This window comes from Salegentibacter sp. (assembly GCF_036568425.1).
In the GTDB taxonomy this organism is placed as follows: domain Bacteria; phylum Bacteroidota; class Bacteroidia; order Flavobacteriales; family Flavobacteriaceae; genus Salegentibacter.
Window position 1 is genome coordinate 40,361 of the sequence record NZ_DATCSO010000099.1, and the last position, 18,536, is coordinate 58,896.

Genomic DNA, 18,536 nt, shown 5'->3' on the forward strand with positions numbered 1-18,536 from the left:
AATTATTCGGCAGAGATCTTTTTAATAAGAATATTGTTCCCCAAAGTTAAAAGTAAGACCAAACCTCAATGTACCTTCTAAAGGACTTTGCACATTAGATGTTGAGAATAAGTAGGAGATATCCACATTCACCTTTTCATAGGCGAAACCGGCACCAAACGAAAGAAACCGCCGCGATCCCTTGGTTTCGCTTTCATTAAAATATCCAGCCCTAAAAGCAAATGAGTCACGAAACAGATATTCGGCGCCCAGGGCCCATGTAACCTCTCTCATTTCTTCTCCAAAACCTCCCGGAGCATCACCAAAAGATTTAAAAATCCCTGTTATAGCCCCAATATCATTGTATTCGGCATCATCTTCAGCATTGATGGTTCCGTCATTATTGAAATCCTGAGGAGTAGGAACCAGCAATTTATTGAATTCAACATAAGTCCCTAACTTATTCTCCATATCAAAGATAAAATCGAAGCCTCCACCTATCTTAAGATTGGTAGGAATAAAATTTTCCTGGCCTGCATCATCATATTTCATTTTAGGTCCAATATTAGAGATATTTGCTCCGGCTTTCCATCGTCCATCGAAAGCGGTATAGGTCACCTGATTACTCTGGAAATATGCCGCGATATCCACCCCAAAACTGTTTGCCGCTCCAAGATCGGCTTCATCCTGCAAGCCAAGATCTGAATGCAGGTAGCGACCGGCCACGGCCATGGAAAAATGATCACTTAATCTAAGTGCATACGAAAGGTCTAAAGTAAGTTCATTGGGATTTACTAATATAGGTTCCTGCTCCCTTGTGGGCCGTGTTTCAATATCACCAAGACTGAAATATCGAAGACTTGCACCGAAAGCACTCCTTTCATTTATACGGTTAAAGTAATTTATATTCCCCAGGAATATATCATTCACAATATCGCTTAGATAAGGAGTATAAGACACCCCAATTCCATGTTCAGAAGTTGCAAAAGCATATTTGGCAGGATTCCATTGCTGAGAGAATACATCGGGGGAAGTAGCGACACCCTGGTCGCCCATCCCTGCAGCACGGGCATCAGCAGCCACCATTAAAAATGGCACTGCCGTGGTTATCACCCTATCTCTTTCCTCATCCTGCGCGCTGGCAGAATAGGTATTTGCAAGAAAGACCCCAAGCAGTAAGATTGTAATTTTCCTCATCACATTAATTAATGATTAACAAATATATATTAATATTCTCGTTAAGAAAGTGCCTTAGCGCTAAAATATACATCATAAGTTTATGTCAATTGCAGATAGCCTTGGGGAAATCACTGGGCACTGGAAAGTATTAATAACTTAAATTACAGATAATTATTGTATTCCAGTAAGGATATTAGATAAATTTTTATTGATTCTAATAAGCTTCAGTAAAAAACTATTAATTTTGCCCCAATCAAAAATGCAAAACCACCGTAATAATTAAGCTTACGAGACTGTTTAAAAAAAACAGCAAACACTCAACAACCTCAGGGACTTATAAGAACTTGAGGTATTCTGATTAAAATAAAATAATCTTGTACATTTATCGTTAATTACTATATTGCAAAGCCTAAATTTCTACCAAAAGAGATGATTAATATGAGAATTAATGTTGCTTTTAAAGCCTTAATAGCTGTCGCTTTAGCGGGTAGTTTTGTAGGCTGTAACAATTCGCGGGACTATAAGAATAATTCGCGGGCTACCGGTTGGGATATCAACTCTAAAGAAGGTGGTTTCCAATACAAAACCGATTATGAGGAGCAGGAAACCGGTCCCGGCCTTGTCTTTGTTGAAGGGGGAACCTACACCATGGGACGGGTACAGGATGATGTGATGCATGACTGGAACAACACCCCTACCCAGCAACACGTACAATCTTTTTATATGGATGAGACCGAGGTGACCAATATGATGTATATGGAATATCTTGATTGGCTAAAGAATGTTTTCCCTCCAAGTGAAGAAAATTACAGAAACATATATAAAGGAGCTTTACCAGATACTTTGGTTTGGAGAAACCGTCTAGGTTTTAACGAGACTATGGTAAACAATTACCTGCGCCATCCGGCCTATGCTAATTACCCGGTTGTGGGAGTTAGCTGGATTCAGGCAGTTGAATTCAGCAAATGGAGAACCGACAGAGTAAATGAAATGATGCTGGAAGAGGAAGGCTATATTAAAGAGGGCGCAAGGTACACCGATGTGAATGCCGGCTCCACCTTTAATACAGAAACTTATCTTAACGCTCCAAGCCAGGTTTATGGCGGAAACACAGAAATCAGCCAGGGTGGCCGGGAATCAGAAAAGATGATTGAACGGAGCGCCGACAATACCGATGCTGAAGGCAACGCCATTGGGGGACAAACATTTGTTCAGCGAAAAGACGGGATAATCTTACCGGAATACCGTTTACCCACTGAAGCCGAATGGGAATATGCAGCATTAGGCCTGGTAGGCATAAGAGATTATAATGTATATCGCGGAAGAAAAAAATATCCTTGGGATGGTCAATACACCCGTTCCGGAGATATAAAAAGACAGGGCGACCAGTTAGCAAACTTCAAGCAAGGTGACGGAGATTACGGTGGTATTGCCGGCTGGAGTGATGACGGTGCCGATATTACTGCTGAAGTAAAATCATACGAACCAAACGATTTCGGACTTTATGATATGGCCGGAAACGTGGCAGAATGGGTTGCCGATGTATACCGGCCAATTGTAGACGACGAATTCAATGACTTTAACTACTACAGAGGTAACGTTTACACCAAACACGAGATTAACGAAGATGGTAGCGTGAAAATTGTAACTCCTGATGATGTGCGATTTGACACCTTAAGCAATGGCCAGATCGTAGCGAGAAACCTACCTGGAGAGATCCTTCAGACACCGGTTACCGAAGAAGATACTTATATGCGTACTAATTATACCGATAGCGACCAGAGAAGCTTCCGGGATGGAGATAAGAGTTCTTCGAGATATTTTCAACCTTTTCAGGAAATAGATGATCCATCCAAAAGAATGTACAACTCCCCCACCTACGATAATATTACTTATGAAGACAGCACTGGGGCAGTAAACAGAGGTTATGATTCGGCACAGCGCACCACACTAATAAGTGACGAAGTGAGAGTTTATAAGGGAGGATCCTGGAAAGATCGTGCATACTGGTTAGATCCAGCACAACGCAGATTCTTCCCACAGGATATGGCTACCGACTATATCGGGTTTAGAAATGCGATGTCCAGAGTTGGTTCAAAATCCAAAGAAAAAAATAAGAAAGCAAGAAATTAAAGCTTAATATTTTAAAATATTCTAAAAAAGCCCTATTTATTTAGGGCTTTTTTTTAGCTTTAATTTTATGAATATAGCTAAACTCCACCAACGTTTTCTGGTTTGTAGCGGTGTTAGCACCGATACCAGAAAAATCCTTCCCGGAAGTATCTTTTTCGCCCTGAAGGGCCCAAATTTCAATGGCAACCAATATGCCGCCGAGGCTCTGGAAAGGGGAGCGGCTTGTGTTGTGATAGACCAAAAGGAATTCGAAGTCAAATCAAACAAATATATTCTGGTAAAGAATACCTTAGAAACCCTACAACATCTGGCTACTTTTCACCGCAAATTCCTCAACATTCCAATTATCGCCATCACTGGTAGCAATGGAAAAACAACCACCAAAGAACTCGTGGATACAGTTCTTTCAAAAAAATATAAGACTATAGCCACCAGGGGCAATCTTAATAACCATATTGGGGTTCCCCTAACCCTTCTTGAAATGGATGAAACCACCGAGATGGGAATAATAGAAATGGGGGCAAACCATCCAGGAGAGATAGAATTTCTTTGCAAAATTACCAGGCCTGATTATGGCTATATCACGAACTTCGGAAAAGCACATCTGGAAGGTTTTGGAAGTCTGGAAGGAGTTATACAGGCTAAAAGTGAGTTATACAATTATTTAAAAGAAAATAAAAAGCTTCTCTTTTTAAACCTTGATGATAAAAATCAAAGAGTCCAGCTTCCTTATAAGCATTATTTTGGTTTTGGCACTGGACGAACTTCACAGGTTCAGGTGAGGTATATCTCCGAGGATCAAACAGCCCGGCTACATTTTAATCAAACCGATTTCAGAAGCAAGTTAACAGGCACATATAATGCCTTTAATATGGCCGCCGCTCTCTGCATCGGCCTTTATTTTAAAGTTCCCCTTGATGAAATAAAGGAAGCCATAGAAAATTATACTCCTGAAAATAACCGCTCCCAGACCCTGAAGAAAAACAGCAATACACTTTTTCTTGATGCCTATAATGCCAATCCCACAAGCATGCGTGCTGCAATAGAAAACTTCGGGGAAACGAAGGTCAAGGGACAAAAGATTGCTGTACTGGGAGATATGCTGGAGTTAGGTTCTACCTCTGAGCCCGAACATCAGGATATTGTGGATCTTGCCGAATCCTGCAGGTTTGATGAAATTTATCTCGTAGGGCGAAATTTCAAAAAGACTAAAACCACGTCTCCAACGACCATAAAATTCGAAAACACCGAAAACCTGAAGAAGCATTTCAGTATGACCGAATTCAGGAATTGCTATTTTTTCATTAAAGGTTCCAGAGCAATGGCACTTGAAGATCTTGTAACAGTTTTATAAGCTATTTCAGGAAAGAAAAAATTTCGCAAAAAGCCCTCCGGCAAGCCATAAATAACAAATAAAAGCAATGTATTTTAAACTGGTCTCCAGCAAGTGGCTTTTAGGGGCCATTTCTTTCATATGCATTACATCTTTTCTCTTAAAAAAGCCAAGATAAATCAGCACTCCCGATATTACTAAAAAGAACATATTCAGCCAGAAGGTGTAGTCTATTTTAAAGTGCTCGGTATCTGTTATTTTTACTGAAGATGGATCCGGCAATAAATTAAACAGGTTAAACCCGTAGTGCAACAATAAAGAAGTCCCAATGAGCGCTGTAAAAAGGAGAAAAAGTATAAATAAAGACATTTTCCATCCATAATATTTTGCGTTGATTCTTAAAACCGGAAAAACAACCAAATCGCTAAAAATAAAAGCCATTACCCCAGCAAAACTCACTCCTTTTCCAAAGAGGAGTGCTGCCAATGGAATATTTCCCATAGAGCCAATAAAAGTTAAAAAAGCAGCTATTGGGCCAACAATTATGTGTTCAAGAATGGTAAAAAATCCAAATTCGGTATTTCCATTCCCGGTATTTATAAATAAAGTTTGAAAGAATGAATCCGGAACAAAAGCGGCGACAACCCCGGCTACTGTAAAACCTAAGGTCACATCCTTCCAAACCATTTTCCATTCCATGGCATATTGCTTGGATACTTTAGCCCAACTGGTTTCAGATTTTATTTTCTTCTTCCAGTGTTTCTCAGAATTCTCTTCATCATCCTTCTCTTCATCAAGACGTTTTCTGGCTTTTTTGATCAGTTTTTTTGGGTTAATAATCCTGATAAGGATCCAGCTAATAAGGATAAGCAATATTCCCCCTACATATTCCCCAACAACAAATTGCCAACCCAGAAAGATGGCTATTATTATTCCCAACTCAATAACAAGATTGGTAGAAGCGAGCAAAAAAGCAATAGACGAAGGAAAACTTGCACCTTTTTTAAACAGGCTTTTTGTGGAAGCCAGGGCCGAAAAACTACAGGAACTGCTAATAAATCCAAAGAACGTTCCCAGCAAAAGACTTTTAGATTCGTCTTTCCCCATTGTTCTTTCCATACTTTTTTCGGTCACAAAAATCTGGATACAACTACTTATCACGTAACCTAAAATAAAAGCCCATAACGCCATCCAAAAAAATCCGGCACTGGTGTAAGCCGCTTCTCCCCATTTGCTTAGAAAGTCCTGCATTTTCTCAAACTTTTGATTCCTCTAATTTAATCCAATTTTGTATTTTTTAATCTCAACGCATTCGCAATAACCGAAACAGAGCTAAAACTCATAGCCAAGGCAGCGATCATTGGGGACAAAAGAATTCCGAAAACCGGGAATAAAACCCCGGCCGCGATAGGGACTCCAATTGTATTATAAATCAGAGCGAAAAACAGGTTTTCTTTAATATTACGCATTACCTTTTTACTAAGGGTCTTGGCTTTTTTTACAGATTTTAAATCCCCCTTAACCAAAGTGATCTCTGCACTCTCTATAGCAACATCGGTTCCTGTACCCATTGCGATCCCAATATCGGCCTGTGCGAGAGCCGGCGCATCGTTTATCCCATCACCTGCCATAGCTACCTTCTTGCCTTCCTGCTGAAGTTTTTTAACTTCATTTTGTTTATCCTCTGGTAACATTCCAGCTTTAAATCCGCTAAGACCAAGTTCTTCAGCAACCGATTTGGCTGTTTTTTCATTATCCCCGGTAAACATGAAGACCTTAACACCATCATCCATTAATGACTTCAGCGCTTCTCTACTGGTTTTCTTAATGGGATCGGTAATCGTTAAATACCCCACTATTTTACCATCAACAGCAACATAAGAAACAGTTTTACCCTTCTCCTGCTCTTCAATAACCTTTTTATTTATTTCTGAAGAAATATCTACATCTTCGGCCTGCATCAATTTCTCATTCCCAATAACGACTTTTTTGCCTGTAACCATCCCGGTCACACCTTTTCCGGTTAAAGCATCAAAATCTGAGGCCTCGATGAATTTCAAATCATTTTCCCTGGCAAAATCTACCGTAGCTTTTGCTAAAGGATGTTCACTCTGGGAATTCACCGAGGCGATAAGTTTAATAACCTCCTCCTTATTTTCTTCTGAAATCACCTCTACCTTTTCCACTTTTGGTTTACCCTCAGTTATGGTTCCGGTTTTATCGATAATTAAGGTATCGATATCATCCATTTGTTCAAGAGCCCGGGCATTCTTTATCAACACTCCATTTTGGGCACCTTTCCCAACTCCTACCATCACAGACATTGGAGTAGCCAGACCCAAGGCGCAGGGACAGGCAATTATCAATACGGCAATAGCGTTTACCAAGGCATACACGTAGGAAGGCTCAGGTCCAAAAATTGCCCAGACAATAAAAGTGATTATAGAAATCATCACCACCACCGGAACAAAATAAGCTGCAATCCTGTCGGCTAACTTTTGAATTGGCGCCTGAGAACGACTGGCATCGTTCACCATTTTAATAATTTGGGAAAGAAGGGTTTCCTCCCCAACTTTTTCAGCTTTCATCGTAAAGCTACGATTACCATTTATGGTGCCCGAACTCACTTTATCCCCTTCAGTTTTATCTACAGGAATAGGTTCCCCGGTAATCATGGATTCATCAATGTTGGAATTGCCCTTTTTAATTACACCATCTACCGGGATCTTATCCCCCGGCTTTACCCTTAGAATATCTCCTGAATGGATTTCATTAATAGAAACTTCCTTTTCTTCTCCATCAACCACTTTTATAGCCTTATTAGGAGCCAATTTCAGTAATTCCTTAATAGCAGAATTCGTCTTACTATGAGCGCGTGCTTCGAGTACCTGCCCAAGCAAAACCAGGGTTAGGATCACTGTGGCAGCCTCAAAATAGACATGAACGGTTCCCATTTCAGTTTTAAACTGTTCGGGGAAAAAACCGGGAAATACGAGCCCAAAAACACTGAAAATCCAGGCAATTCCCGCGCCAATCCCAATAAGCGTAAACATATTGAGATTCCAGGTCTTTATAGATCGCCAGGCCCGCTCAAAGAACATCCAGGTGGCATAAAAAACTACCGGAATTGAAAGTGCAAACTGTACCCAGTTCCAGTATTTCATTTCCATTAATTTATAAAGAGGATTGTCTGGAATCATTTCAGACATGGCGATAATAAAAATGGGCAAAGTAAAGGCGACCGCTAATTTGAATTTTTTCAAAAGTCTTTTATATGATTTACTTTCCGAAGATTCTGGTTCCATTGGCACGAGTTCCATCCCGCATTTAGGACAGGAGCCCGGTTCATCCTGCACAACTTCAGGGTGCATAGGGCAGGTATACTGCGTTGCTGCAGGGGTTAGACTGGCTTCTTCTACAAGATCCATCCCACACACCGGACAGTCTCCAGGTTGGTCGTAAGTTTTATCTCCTTCGCAGTGCATAGGGCAGTAAAAAACCCCTGTTCCACCTGCTTTAGGTTTTTTCTTTTCGACCTTAACCTCCTCTCCATGCTGATGAATCTTATAGTTCCCGGCATCATCTTCCAGGGCCTTCTGAAATTTTTTAAGCGGAATATGCTTCTTCATCCTAATCTCCGCCTCAGCTTTCTCCAGGTCAACCTTAGCTTCCTCAACGCCTTCTACTTTATTGAGGGTTTCTTCAACATGAGAACGACAGCCATTACAGGTCATCCCACTCACTGTAAATTTCTTCGTAACGGGACCGGGAGGGTGAATTCCATATTTTCCACCGTCCTCTTCTAAAGCTTTCTGAAATACCTTAAGCGGAATATGCTTCTTCATCCTGATCTCCGCCTCAGCTTTCTCCAGGTCAACCTGAGCTTCCTCAACACCTTCTACTTTATTCAGGGTTTCTTCAACATGAGAACGACAGCCATTACACGTCATCCCACTCACCGCGAATTTCTTCGTAACGGGACCGGGAGGGTGAATTCCGTATTTTCCACCGTCCTCTTCTAAAGCTTTCTGAAATACCTTAAGCGGAATATGCTTTTTCATCCTGATCTCCGCCTCAGCTTTCTCCAGGTCAACCTTAGCTTCCTCAACGCCTTCTACTTTATTGAGGGTTTCTTCAACATGAGAACGACAACCATTACAGGACATTCCACTCACTGAATAACTATGACTCATAGGACCCGGAGCTTTAATTCCATAATTTCCCGGTATTTTTCTGAGTGCTTGCTGAAATTCTTCAATTTTAATATGATGTTCCATCTCGATTTGTGCTTTTTGTTCTTCGAGATCTACCCAGGCATCTTTAACTCCATTTACATTTCTAAGAGCCGACTCCACCTGAGATTTGCAACCAAGGCAGGTCATTCCTGTTATTTTATAGCTGTATTTCATATTGTTTTATGCTTAAAAAAACCCCGTTTAAGCGGGGTCCTATTGAATTTCTGTGGTTAAGCCAAATAGTCCTGGCATGCATCTACACAATGCCTGCAGGCTTCGGCGCATTTCTGGCAATGATCATGATCGTGCTTACTGCACTCATCAGCGCAATCATTACAAACTTCGATACAATACCTCACTAAACCGTCCACATTCCCGTAATTGGTTGCCAGCACCTGATTAAGGGCTGAACAAACCTCCGCACAAACCTTATCGGTCCTGATGCAGGTTGTCATCTTTTTTACATCATCTTCATCCAAACAGGCATCGGCACAGTAATTACAGTGGTTTATACAATTTCCCAATGCATGAATCAACTTCTCATTTCTCATAACTATCATTTTATTGGTTTACACCAAAGATAGCCACTCAAAACCGGAAAAGCTTTTAAAATTATGGTAAGAAGTTATAAGAAAATCGAAAATAAGCCTTTTCAAAAGAAACATATAACACTGAATTTAAACCACTTACCCTACTTAAGAATTGAAGCAAAGAGGGACAAGTCAAAACTCTGAAAATTTTTATCCAAATTAAAGAATAGGGTTTAAATACTATCCAGCGGATCTCTGGATGTGTGTTGCTGTTTATATTCAGATGGTTTTAAACCTGTTTCCTTCTTAAAGAAAGTGGAAAGATAAGCGGCACTTCCATAACCCATTTCATCGGCTATTTCAGCAATGCTCAGTTCATCGTATTCAAGAAGTTCCTTGATACGTTCGGTTTTAATTTTATTCTGAAAGCTCTGAATACTCTGATTCTCTGCTTTTGAAAAAATTCCGGTTAGGTGACTGTAATCGTAATGCAGTCTTTCGCTTAAAACCTCTGAAAGCTTTTTATTTCCAGAATCACTGCGATGGTAAACCATTTCTATAATAACCGCCTTAATGGTATTTACAATTTTATCGCTACGCTCTATTACAAGTTCAAATCCGGTATTGTTAAGTTCGCTTTCAAGCAAACTCAACTGCTCTTCAGAAATCTCCTCATTCAACTCTATCCTGCCAAGCTTAACATTCTTGTAAGACAAATTTTGAGTTTCAAGAATTTTTTTTACACTCGTCAGGCAGCGGTCACAAACCATATTTTTAATATGCAGAATCCTGTTGTTCAAATTTCTGAAGTTTAAAAACAAGGCTGTCCGGAAAAAAGTTTCTGTCAAGACAGCCTTATTTAATTTAATTATCTAATCGTTGCATCTACTCTACCACATTTCAACATTTTATCACCGTAGTAAGGATTATAAATGTCTTTTGAATTAGAAAACCAGTAATCTCCCTTGCCTTCAAAAGCCATAGGGCAGTACTGTTTGTATATTTCTCCTGAAGCAAGAGCGCTTTCAAGTTGCTTTTCCATTGCTCCTGTAAGATCAGAAAATGCTTCTCTTTGTTTGTTCACATCATCACTGGAAGCGATCTTTTTCGCAGCTGCAGTAATTTTTTCTGATGTCTTAGCTTCACTAAGTTCCTGGGCCTTTGTTTTTGCTATTTCAGCCTTGGTATTCACCAAAGCATCTTTAATATCAACATATAGCTCATAAGCAGTAGCAGTATTTTCATCCTTGAATTCGGCACTCATAGCTTCGTCCTGGTAGTTCTTCATTTTATTCTGACTGCTGCTATGATCCATCTCCATTTCCTGTTCCTGGTGCATTTCATTTTGCATAGGTTCTGCCGGTTCATCATTTTTGTCTCCTGAATCACGACAAGAGGTCATAGAGAGTGTTCCTGCTACAAGGCTTAGCATCATTAAGTTTTTTAAATTCTTCTTCATCATTTTTATTATTTATATTTAAAGTTACTCTTATTTAATTCGTTTCTGAAGTTTTCTTACCGAGGGAGACGAAATATACCAAAGTACAAAACCGCTTAACACCGTAATCAAACCCATCAATGAAAATATTCTAAGAACAAGATTATTAAAGTCATCCCGCCCTTCATAATCCATCGTGTGGGTCATCCAAAGGAAGTCGAACCAACGCCAATCTCTATGCCGTACCGATCTGAATGTAGCATCCTGTATGGAAACATATGCTTTAAGATCAGGCGGGTTCTCATAGGAGATCATATAAGCCGGCAAAGTCCCGCTTCGGTATTCATGATGTTTTCCGGTTTCAGTGATTAATTCAATTCCCGATACTTCAAGGCCATCCCGCATATTTATTTCAGCAATTTTCAATGCTTCTTCCGGGGTAATATCTGGCCTTTCTTCTCCGGTTTCAGGGTCGATTAGGTTTTTACCATTAACTAAGTAAAATGCCTCTCCCCCAATATCCCTGAGTTCAAGTGAAGTAACGCGCGTCCCCGATAACATTTGCCCAGGACCACCCAAGTTTGAAAATATAGTAGGTTTCACCACTTCTTTCCTAAAATGGTCTCCATGGATCTCATCAAGGTCTGTCCAGCTAAAATATATCCCGCTTATGGTCCACATAATGAACTGAATTCCTATAAAAAGCCCGAGATATCTGTGGGCCTGTCTTAGTTTTAGTATCGTTTTTCGTTTAACCACTTTGTAGGTTTTAATTCAGTAAACTTATACAAATTTTCATTTTTTTATTTTCTATTTATAGGTAAAACCCAAAACATTTCTTCATAGACAGAGACCCCATCATAAAATTAGGTTCTGCTAAATTTATCAGCTTGGTTTTAATCATTAATTTTTATTCTACAATTTCTGTTACTTCCCCACAGCTAAGCATGGCGCTACCATAATAAGGGTTCCTGATCTCATCCGAAAGGCTTAACCAATCGGCACCTCTATCCCTGTTTGCCATCGGGCAGTGTTGCACATAGAGTTTGTCGTTAAAAGGTTTAAGGCTTTGTGCCATCCTAATCATCACTATTGAAAATTCATCAAAATTCTCTCTTATAAGCGAAATATTTTCGGCGGAAGTGAGGCCTCCTATATTATTCTCGAGCTGAATTTTGTAGCTTTCCAATACCGCTTCTGCAGGCTTCTTAAATCCAGAAACTTCCAGTTGCTCAAGGCTGTTTTCCAATTCTTTTGCTTTTTTTTCAGCAAGTTTAAAATCATCCTCTACCAGGGCATCTTTCAAATTTAAATAATTAATAAAAACCGGTTGCAGCTTCGCTTTTTCTTCTTCTGAAAGGGAAATTTCTTTAATTGTTTCCTGAGTTTCTTCACTTTCAGGAGGGTTCATCATACTGGGTTTGCCCGCCAGTTGTACGGCGGCATCTACGGTAAAGGTTCCATTGACCACAATCTCATCGCCTTCCTGCAATCCCTCTTCAATAACATAGGAATCCCCTAAGGATGGACCTAAAGTGACTTCCTTAATTCTAAAACCTGCTCCACCTGAAGCTTCCTCCTTCAAATAAACCAGACTGCGTTTTCCGGTCCAGAGCACCGCCGATTTGGGAACTATGATCTCATGATGGCCGGCTTCCCCGATATTGTTTTTTACCACTCCTGTGGCAAACATCCCCGGTTTTAATTTCCCGCCACTATTATCTACTTCAACTCTGGCGGTAGCAACCCGGGTTTGGGAGTTCACTAAGGGATCTACAAAACTTATCTTTCCAGTAAAAGTCTCGCCTGGCAGGGATCGGATAGTATATTCCACCTCACTACCTTCATTTATCCAGCCCATAGTGCTTTCATAAAGGTCGAAAAGCACCCAAACATCAGAAAGGTCTGATATTTCATAAATTGGCATTCCTCGCTCCACATAATCCCCAAGGTCTACCATTTTTTCAGTCACTATCCCATTCACATCAGCAGTTATAGGAAAGCGTTCAATAACTCTTCCCTGAGAAAGAATTTGTTGAATCTGGTTCTCCCCAATTTTCCAGTTGCGCAGTTTCTCTTTGGCCGCATCAAACAAATCAGGCTGACTTTCCATTATTGAATAAGCCTGCAATAATTCTTCCTGGGCGGTAACAAGTTCAGGGCTGTAAACAACGCCAAGAGTCTGGCCTCGATTCACTTTCTCCCCGGTAAAATTAACTCTTAGATCTTCAATTCTTCCGGGGATGTGGGTCGACTGGGAATAGGTGTTGCGTTCATCAACAACAACTTTCCCGTTTAACCTGATTTCACGGGAAGCTTCACTTTGCCCTACTTTCATTGTAGTAATATTGGCAAGTTTCATCGCATTCTCGCTCATACTATAAACATTTGGAGCAGTCGAAGATTCTTCCTCCTCAAGGGGAATAAGGTCCATCCCGCAAATAGGGCAGGCTCCTGGTTCATTTTGTCTTACCGATGGATGCATAGAGCAAGTCCAGATAGTTTCCTGGTCAGTTTCGGCATGATCGTGATCTGCGGTATCATCACTGTCACCGCCAAAAATAGCCCAACCCAGCAGTATCCCAATAATGAGGATCCCTAAGGCCTTAAGTATATTATTTGTTTTCATCGTAATTTTCAGTTTTAGTTGTCAAATACTCCAATTTCGCCTGGGCGATAAACCTCTTTTTTAAAGCAGCAAGTTTTTGGGTATTTAGCATTAGAATATCCTGATTCATCCGAAGGACTTCCTCAAAGTCTTCGGTATTATTTCCAAAGCCGGAAACCAGTAAACTATTAGCCTGGTTTGAACTGTTGATCTGCCTGTCGTAAAGTGCCAGAAGTTTTTTTGCTTTATTGAGCTCATAGCGGGTTTGTTCATACACACCCAACAACTTATTTTTACGGGCTTCCCTATTTTGTCTAGCTGCGGTTTGCATTAATTCTGCTTCCTTTTCGGCCGCTTTATATTTTTTTCTAAAAATAGGTAAGCTCACCGAAAACATTGGCATAATGGCATCCTCCCCATTCCTGGATGGATTAGCATCGGTACGTTCGGAAATAATTGAATAATCCAGGCCCAGGCCCAGCTTTGGTAAGCCCTCCTTTTGCGCAACCTCAGCTCTGCTTTTGTAGGCTTCCCGCTCACGATCGTATCTTGTAAGTTCTGGGTGATTATCAAAATCTATCTCTTCAACTTCAGATGTTTCGAGGCTATTTATCAACAAAGTATCCTGAATAGTTACAGGTGCTTCCGGTTCCCTGTTCAGTAAATAATTAAATTGTTTCTTCAAACTTTCCAAGGCTTCTGCTTCAAGTTCAATTTCGGTGATGGCTTGCTCGCGTTTAATATCGACCCGAACTACATTCACCATAGAAGAACTCCCGCTTCTGAATTTACTAAGCGAAAGTTCCCGGTATGAATCCAGAATCTCCAGGTTTTCTACTTTCAATTCGATTGTATTTTCCAGTTCATAAAGCTCTGCATAGGCTTTTCTTACTTCATAAAACAGGTTGCCACGCATTGCCAGGTATTCCTGAAACCGGGCTTCTGCCATCAAATCGGCAGCCTGGGATTTAGCTTTCAAGGTTCCGAACCAGGGAAACATTTGCATCAGATTAAAACGAGCCTCCTGTGCCCCCAACCGGGTTTCTATCATCCTGCCGAAAGCACTCACGGTGAGGGTGGGATCCGGAAGAGAAGCTACCTGTGGTGACTGCAATAAAGCGGCTTCAAATTGAGTATAAGCAGATTGTAGTTCCGGATTGTTTTCCGCAGCAATCTTTAGATAGTTTTGAAGTTCCTGTGACTGAGCCTTATTTCCGAAGAAAAAGACCAGAACTATCACTATTATTTTCAGTACGTTTTTCATCTTAAATAGTTTTCTCAGTTTTTTTCACTACAGTTTCTCTCCAGTAGGCCTGTAATACCGGAACGACGAAAATGGTCATAATCTGAATCACCATTCCACCTACAATTGGGATGGCCATCGGCACCATGATATCAGATCCTTTTCCGGTGGAGGTTAGTACCGGGAAAAGTGCAATAATGGTTACTGCGGTGGTCATCATCGCGGGACGAACCCGTTTTAAACCGGCTTCCATCACCGCCGAACGAACTTCGGAGACAGTTTGCGGATTTCTTCGTTCAAATACCTGGTGGATGTAAGTTCCCATTAGCACTCCGTCATCGGTGGCGATCCCAAACAGCGCGATAAAACCAACCCAAACGGCCACACTTAAATTGATGGTTCCCATCTGGAAAAGATCCCGCATATTGGTTCCGGCTATGCCGAAATCCATAAACCAGCCCTGCCCGTAAAGCCAGATCATTATAAAACCACCAGCAAAAGCCACAAAGACTCCGGAAAAATGAATAGTTGAAGCAATAATGGTTTTAAACTGGAAATACAGCAATAGAAAAATAATGAGCAAACAGATAGGAATAAGAATAGCCAGGCGTTTCACGGCCCGTACCTGGTTTTCATAATTTCCTGAAAATTTATAACTCACGCCGGCAGGCACTTTTAATTCACCCGAATCTATCTTTGACTGAATATGGTTCCGGGCATCGTTCACCACATTTATCTCGGCAAAACCATCGCGTTTATCAAATAACACATAACTGGTAAGGAAGGTATCCTCGCTTTTTATCATTTGCGGGCCACGTATATAATTGAGTTGGGCCAGCTCCCCCAGAGGAATTTGAGCCCCATTCGGGGTAGGAATCAAAATTTGCTCCAGGCTGGATGGATCGTCACGCAATTCACGCGGATAACGCACCCTTACCGGAAAACGTTCCCGTCCTTCAACGGTAGAAGTAATCTCCATTCCACCAATAGCAGTTTCTATAGTCTGCTGAACCGCTTCAATGCTAAGTCCGTAACGGGCTATGGCGTTTCGGTCAATATCGATCTCCAGGTACGGTTTCCCCACCACGCGATCGGCGAAGGCAGCTTCGGCTTTTACTGATGGCACTTCTTTTAGCAAGCCTTCTAGCTCCATTCCAAAATCCTGGATAGTCTGTAAATCGGGACCAAAAACTTTGATCCCCATAGGGGCACGCATCCCGGTTTGCAGCATTACCAGACGGGTTTCAATTGGCTGCAGTTTTGGTGCCGAAGTTACTCCTGGCAGCCTGGTGCGTTGCACGATCTCATCCCAAATATCATCAGGGTTTTTAATGTGTTCCCGCCAGTTTCGGTAATATTCCCCATCTTCATCAAGGATGAGATTTTCAGCGGAAATATTTTGAAGAATTGCCTCCTCATTAGTCAGACTGTCACCCGATTTGGTGATAAAACGCTCGTCATCATCAACCTTAAATGCCTGAAGTTTCCCGTCTTCATTGAGAATATATTCAGATTTGTAATTGATAATATTCTCAAACATCGAAATAGGCGCTGGATCCAGGGCACTCTCCACTCTTCCGAGTTTTCCGACAGAAATCTCTACTTCCGGGATATTGGTTACTGCAATATCGAGTTGCTGAACGGTCTTCTTAACTTCTTCTATTCCCGCATGAGGCATAGTCGTAGGCATCAGCAGGAAGCTACCTTCATTAAGCGAAGGCATAAATTCCTTTCCAACCCCTGGAAAAGTATGAATCATTCCGCTCCAGGCTGAAGTAGTCCTTATATTCCAGCCTACTTTATCAAAACCGTTGGCTACAAACCCAAAAATTTTTGGGAAGCCAAACCAGATCATCATTCCGAAGAAAATAGTGATTAGAGGCAACAACAGGAATTCTCCTTTATGGAGCAGGCACCAGTTAAGGATGGGCCGGTAGAATTTCACCACGGCTAGCAATACGGCCAGGGTGATAGCCAGTAAAAAGATTACAAAGAAATAATTAGTAAACAAAGAAATACCAAAACCAAGTGGCATCCATTCTTCTGCCAGGAATAAAATGGTGACCAGAAGAATTATCAGCATCGTAATTTTTTCTGAATATTTACCAAGAAAATCCGGATTACGTCTTTCCAAAAGCTTCAGAACTCCTATCAAGGTCAGTGCGAGAGGAAGCCAGAATTTAAACCAAATGGCGAGCACCATCCCTGAAACAATTAAAATTATATACCAGGTCTTTCGGCTTTTTTCCTTGTTTATTTTAATATTAAAAGCAAAATAGGAAAGCATGGGCAGCAAAAGCACTCCCACCAGAAATGCTGCTACCAAAGCAAAAGTCTTAGTGAAAGCCAGTGGACGGAAAAGTTTACCTTCAGCATTTTCCATAAAGAAAACCGGAATAAAACTCACAATAGTGGTAGCCAGGGCAGTGGTAACGGCAGGTGCTACCTCGATTGTGGCTTTTTGGATCACCGCAAGCAACTTTTCACCCCGAACTCCGGTGTTTCTGCGCATTTCGAGATGCCGAATAGTATTTTCTACAAAAACAATCCCGACATCTACCATCACTCCAATAGCAATGGCAATCCCCGACAGGGCCACCACGTTGGCATCTACACCAAAGTAGCGCATCGCGATAAAAGTCATTAACACCCCGATAGGCAGCAGGGCCGAGATAAGGATGGAGGCTCTTAAATTAAGCACCAGGACAAGGATCACAATAATACTAATGAGTACTTCATGAGAGAGCGCCCTTTCTAAGGTACCTATGGTTTCGTGAATAAGCTGGGTGCGATCATAAAAGGGCACGATAGTTAGTTGGCTTTCGGTGCCATTGGTCAGGGTTTTACCTGGAAGACCGGAAGATATCTCCCTGATCTTTTCCTTGGTATTCTCTATAACCTTTAGCGGATTTGAACCATAACGTGCTACCACAACCCCTCCGGTAACATCGGCTCCACCTTTATCCAGAATGCCACGACGTTCTGATGGTCCCAGGTGAACCTCTGCTAAATCCCGGATTAAAACAGGAGTATTTTCTGAAACTGAAACCACGGTATTTTCAATGTCTTCTACAGATTCAATATACCCAAGGCCGCGCACCAGGTATTCCACCTTATTTATCTCGAGGGTTTTTGCACCTACATCCCGATTGGAATTTTTCACAGCTTTCATCACCTCGTCGATCCCAATATTATAAGCTTTCAAGGCATCGGGATTTACATCTATCTGGTATTCCTGGACGTAACCTCCAACGGAAGCCACCTCTGCCACACCTTCCACAGCACTTAGGGCCGGTTTTATATAATAATCCTGGATAGTACGCATTTCGTGTAAATCCCAGCCACCGGTAACATTTCCTTCATTATCTCGGCCTTCCAGAGTGTACCAGAAAACTTGGCCTAAAGCTGTTGCATCTGGTCCCAGGGTGGGTTTAGCGTCATCGGGTAAAAGCCCCGAAGGAAGGGAATTCAGTTTTTCTAAAACCCGGGAACGGGACCAATAAAACTCTACATCCTCTTCAAAAATGATATAGATACTGGAGAAACCAAACATGGAATTAGAACGCACCGATTTCACACCCGGAATCCCTAAAAGCGAACTGGTAAGTGGATAGGTGATCTGATCTTCAATATCCTGTGGCGAACGGCCTGGCCATTCGGTAAAAACTATTTGTTGGTTTTCACCAATATCGGGAATGGCATCTACCGGGACAGGGTCATTAGGAAGAAAACCGGTATTCCAGTTAAAGGGTGCAGTAACCAATCCCCAGCCGATCAAAAAGACAAGCAATAGCACTGATACCAGACGGTTATATAAAAAGTATTTTATGAGTTTATCAAACATTTTTAAATGATTTA

The 18,536-nt window shown here is 41.3% G+C and carries 12 protein-coding genes; 2 read left to right on the forward strand and 10 right to left on the reverse strand.

Annotated features, from left to right (window positions below; translation table 11 throughout):
- Positions 1 to 21: 21 nt before the first annotated feature.
- The gene (gene porV / locus VIM94_RS09535) at positions 22 to 1,176 is read right to left on the reverse strand and encodes a type IX secretion system outer membrane channel protein PorV (RefSeq protein WP_332039068.1); all 1,155 of its coding nucleotides are present in this window, start codon (positions 1,174 to 1,176) and stop codon (positions 22 to 24) included.
- A gap of 420 nt (positions 1,177 to 1,596) precedes the next feature.
- Between porV and gldJ the strand changes: the two genes are divergently transcribed.
- Together gldJ and VIM94_RS09545 are read left to right on the forward strand one after the other, a co-directional pair.
- On the forward strand, positions 1,597 to 3,291 hold the full coding sequence (gene gldJ, locus VIM94_RS09540; RefSeq protein WP_332039069.1) for a gliding motility lipoprotein GldJ: 1,695 nt from the start codon (positions 1,597 to 1,599) through the stop codon (positions 3,289 to 3,291).
- Positions 3,292 to 3,358: 67 nt separating this feature from the next.
- On the forward strand, positions 3,359 to 4,645 hold the full coding sequence (locus tag VIM94_RS09545; protein ID WP_332039070.1) for a UDP-N-acetylmuramoyl-tripeptide--D-alanyl-D-alanine ligase: 1,287 nt from the start codon (positions 3,359 to 3,361) through the stop codon (positions 4,643 to 4,645).
- A 6-nt stretch (positions 4,646 to 4,651) separates the two neighbouring features.
- Here the strand turns inward: VIM94_RS09545 and VIM94_RS09550 are convergent, their stop codons facing one another.
- The 9 genes from VIM94_RS09550 to VIM94_RS09590 form a co-directional block, all read right to left on the reverse strand.
- On the reverse strand, positions 4,652 to 5,875 hold the full coding sequence (locus tag VIM94_RS09550) for a permease (RefSeq protein WP_332039071.1): 1,224 nt from the start codon (positions 5,873 to 5,875) through the stop codon (positions 4,652 to 4,654).
- A gap of 26 nt (positions 5,876 to 5,901) precedes the next feature.
- Entirely contained in the window at positions 5,902 to 9,033 is a 3,132-nt protein-coding gene (locus VIM94_RS09555; RefSeq protein ID WP_332039072.1) for a heavy metal translocating P-type ATPase, read from the reverse strand.
- Positions 9,034 to 9,089: 56 nt separating this feature from the next.
- Positions 9,090 to 9,410: a four-helix bundle copper-binding protein gene (locus VIM94_RS09560; protein ID WP_332039073.1), complete on the reverse strand. Its 321-nt coding sequence runs from the start codon at positions 9,408 to 9,410 to the stop codon at positions 9,090 to 9,092.
- Between the two features lie 212 nt (positions 9,411 to 9,622).
- A complete protein-coding gene (locus VIM94_RS09565; protein ID WP_332039074.1) occupies positions 9,623 to 10,189 on the reverse strand; it encodes an AraC family transcriptional regulator in 567 nt (188 codons plus the stop codon).
- Between the two features lie 68 nt (positions 10,190 to 10,257).
- Positions 10,258 to 10,851: a DUF3347 domain-containing protein gene (locus tag VIM94_RS09570; protein WP_332039075.1), complete on the reverse strand. Its 594-nt coding sequence runs from the start codon at positions 10,849 to 10,851 to the stop codon at positions 10,258 to 10,260.
- A gap of 27 nt (positions 10,852 to 10,878) precedes the next feature.
- Positions 10,879 to 11,586 (reverse strand): PepSY domain-containing protein, encoded by a 708-nt coding sequence (locus tag VIM94_RS09575; RefSeq protein WP_332039076.1) that lies wholly within the window; start codon positions 11,584 to 11,586, stop codon positions 10,879 to 10,881.
- Between the two features lie 151 nt (positions 11,587 to 11,737).
- Positions 11,738 to 13,456 carry an efflux RND transporter periplasmic adaptor subunit gene (locus tag VIM94_RS09580; protein WP_332039077.1) on the reverse strand — a complete coding sequence of 573 codons (1,719 nt, stop codon included), beginning with the start codon at positions 13,454 to 13,456 and terminating at the stop codon, positions 11,738 to 11,740.
- A complete protein-coding gene (locus VIM94_RS09585) occupies positions 13,443 to 14,699 on the reverse strand; it encodes a TolC family protein (RefSeq protein WP_332039078.1) in 1,257 nt (418 codons plus the stop codon). The genes VIM94_RS09580 and VIM94_RS09585 overlap by 14 nt, the downstream gene beginning before the upstream one ends.
- 1 nt (position 14,700) lies before the next feature.
- Positions 14,701 to 18,522 carry an efflux RND transporter permease subunit gene (locus tag VIM94_RS09590; RefSeq protein WP_332039079.1) on the reverse strand — a complete coding sequence of 1,274 codons (3,822 nt, stop codon included), beginning with the start codon at positions 18,520 to 18,522 and terminating at the stop codon, positions 14,701 to 14,703.
- Positions 18,523 to 18,536: the final 14 nt, after the last annotated feature.

Excerpts from the sequence above, each read along its gene's own strand:
- gldJ (WP_332039069.1), top strand. The coding sequence starts at position 1,597 with ATGAGAATTAATGTTGCTTTTAAAGCCTTAATAGCTGTCGCTTTAGCG.
- VIM94_RS09570 (WP_332039075.1), bottom strand. The coding sequence starts at position 10,851 with ATGATGAAGAAGAATTTAAAAAACTTAATGATGCTAAGCCTTGTAGCA.
- VIM94_RS09585 (WP_332039078.1), bottom strand. The coding sequence starts at position 14,699 with ATGAAAAACGTACTGAAAATAATAGTGATAGTTCTGGTCTTTTTCTTC.
- porV (WP_332039068.1), bottom strand. The coding sequence starts at position 1,176 with ATGAGGAAAATTACAATCTTACTGCTTGGGGTCTTTCTTGCAAATACC.
- VIM94_RS09550 (WP_332039071.1), bottom strand. The coding sequence starts at position 5,875 with ATGCAGGACTTTCTAAGCAAATGGGGAGAAGCGGCTTACACCAGTGCC.
- VIM94_RS09560 (WP_332039073.1), bottom strand. The coding sequence starts at position 9,410 with ATGAGAAATGAGAAGTTGATTCATGCATTGGGAAATTGTATAAACCAC.
- VIM94_RS09580 (WP_332039077.1), bottom strand. The coding sequence starts at position 13,456 with ATGAAAACAAATAATATACTTAAGGCCTTAGGGATCCTCATTATTGGG.
- VIM94_RS09545 (WP_332039070.1), top strand. The coding sequence starts at position 3,359 with ATGAATATAGCTAAACTCCACCAACGTTTTCTGGTTTGTAGCGGTGTT.
- VIM94_RS09590 (WP_332039079.1), bottom strand. The coding sequence starts at position 18,522 with ATGTTTGATAAACTCATAAAATACTTTTTATATAACCGTCTGGTATCA.
- VIM94_RS09555 (WP_332039072.1), bottom strand. The coding sequence starts at position 9,033 with ATGAAATACAGCTATAAAATAACAGGAATGACCTGCCTTGGTTGCAAA.